Source organism: Streptomyces sp. NPDC006283 (genome assembly GCF_040613325.1).
GTDB lineage: Bacteria > Actinomycetota > Actinomycetes > Streptomycetales > Streptomycetaceae > Streptomyces.
In genome coordinates this window covers 1-1,648 of sequence record NZ_JBEXRZ010000452.1, presented here as the reverse complement: position 1 = coordinate 1,648, position 1,648 = coordinate 1, and the positions used below count along the sequence as shown (strand labels likewise).

General features: G+C 65.7%; 1 protein-coding gene and 1 pseudogene. One reads left to right on the top strand and one right to left on the bottom strand.

Features of this window, described 5'->3' with window-relative positions:
• A pseudogene (locus ABZ070_RS37205) lies at positions 1-224 on the bottom strand (hypothetical protein); the annotation flags it as partial.
• A gap of 655 nt (positions 225-879) precedes the next feature.
• On the opposite strand from ABZ070_RS37205, the gene ABZ070_RS37200 reads away from it, so the two are divergent.
• Positions 880-1,206, top strand: a complete 327-nt coding sequence (locus ABZ070_RS37200; protein ID WP_356640612.1) for a hypothetical protein — start codon at positions 880-882, stop codon at positions 1,204-1,206.
• The last annotated feature ends 442 nt before the right edge of the window (positions 1,207-1,648 follow it).

Genomic DNA, 1,648 nt, shown 5'->3' with positions numbered 1-1,648 from the left:
GCCTGACGTTCTTTGCGCACGCGTTCCCTTTCCATGGCGCGTTTGACGGCCTGGGCTCCGGGGTCACTATCCTGGATGAGGTCGACACCGATGGACGACAGGCTCTTGGTCCTGCGCCAGTAGATCCAGCCCCGGGCCTCCATTGCCAGCAGAACCCGATCCGCCAGGAACACAGCAATGCCCAGCCCAACGACTACTCCGGCAGCCCGCAACACGGTGTCCACCGTCAGCGACCATGCCTCAGTGAGCCCTTTCAACTTGAGCTTCAGACCAGGAGTCCGAAAGGCACTGACCTGGGGCGACCGGGTAGGTGCGTCACTCGGATCGGTGGGCGGGTTGAAAAGGCTCAGTCGACCGACCCAGCGGCCGAGCCCCCGTCGTGACCGGCGAGGGCTCGGCTAAAAGGGAGCGACGCTCCTCTGCCCCGGGTTGACCGGCCTTGCGCCTTGCCCCCAGTGGTCGTCAGGCGACAGAATCGGCGCCTTGCGTTCTAGCTTGCGCTCGGATCTCAAAGTGACCCTCCCTCATGAGCCGTGACCTGGAACGCTCCTCATATGAGGCCAGAGACACGAACCTACTTCGCCGATCCTTCACACCCCTTGATGCCAGCCATCACTCCAGCGCCGACCAGGGGGCCACCTGACCGGTGTTAGTTCGCATCGACTTTCTTCTGGCCCTTTGATCGCCAAGTGCTGCCCAAACTCGACCCGTGTGCAGAGATGCCACGACCTCCACAGCGTCGGAACGGGCATCCGTCCACTACAAGACGGCGCAATCCGAGCCTCGGCCAGAAAGGATCGAGCAACCCTGCCGACGGTTCCGCAGGCAGCATCCGTGTCGTGGGCCACTCCGCTAGACCCGCCCGCGCAGCGACTCTTCATGCCTGACGCGCTCCAGGCCGGAGCCCGATACGGTCTGGTGCTCGCGGGCGGGTACGCGGTCCAAGCGCATGAGCTGGTGTCGCGGATCAGTCAGGACCTGGACTTCGCCACGACCGACCCGGCCGGTCTCAACGTCATTACCGCGCACCTCGCTCGGGAGCTGACCGCCCGGGACTGGCAGATCACGGTAATCGAGGTGGCGCCCCGCATGTCCCGGCTCACCGCCACCGACCCAGTGACCGGCCAGGCGTGCGAAATCGGGTCGTGCGGTCCGAGTCCGAAGGGCTCGCGTACGTACACGGCGCCGTTCCAGCACTGCCGGTAGGGAGGTAGGCCGTCTTCGTCGGCGTCCACGGTCACCGCCCCGCCGTCCAGCGGGCCGCCCTCGATCCCCAGCTCGTAAGTTGTCACGTGTTGACCAACGCGCCCGTGAAGCAGCGGGCACCGCCGCACGAGCGCGAGTGCCGAGCGCCTACTGGGCGGGCTAGTGGTCGATGACGGTGTCCTCGCAGGGGCTCGGTGAAGGTCTTGAGCGCGCTTCAAGTTCGAACTTGTCGACTGTGAGGCCCCAGCGGCGCTTGGTGCCGATCTACTCGCTGATGTAGCGGCAGTACTGGTCGGTGGCTGGCGGGGGAGCCACTGGGCCGGGTCCTGGTCGGCGGCCTTGGACCGGTTACTGAGGTTGTAAGCGTGGTGTCGTCAGTGTGAGGCCGGTCGCGGTGAGGCATCCGTCGACGATCTGACTGCAGTGCTGGATCTGGCGCAGG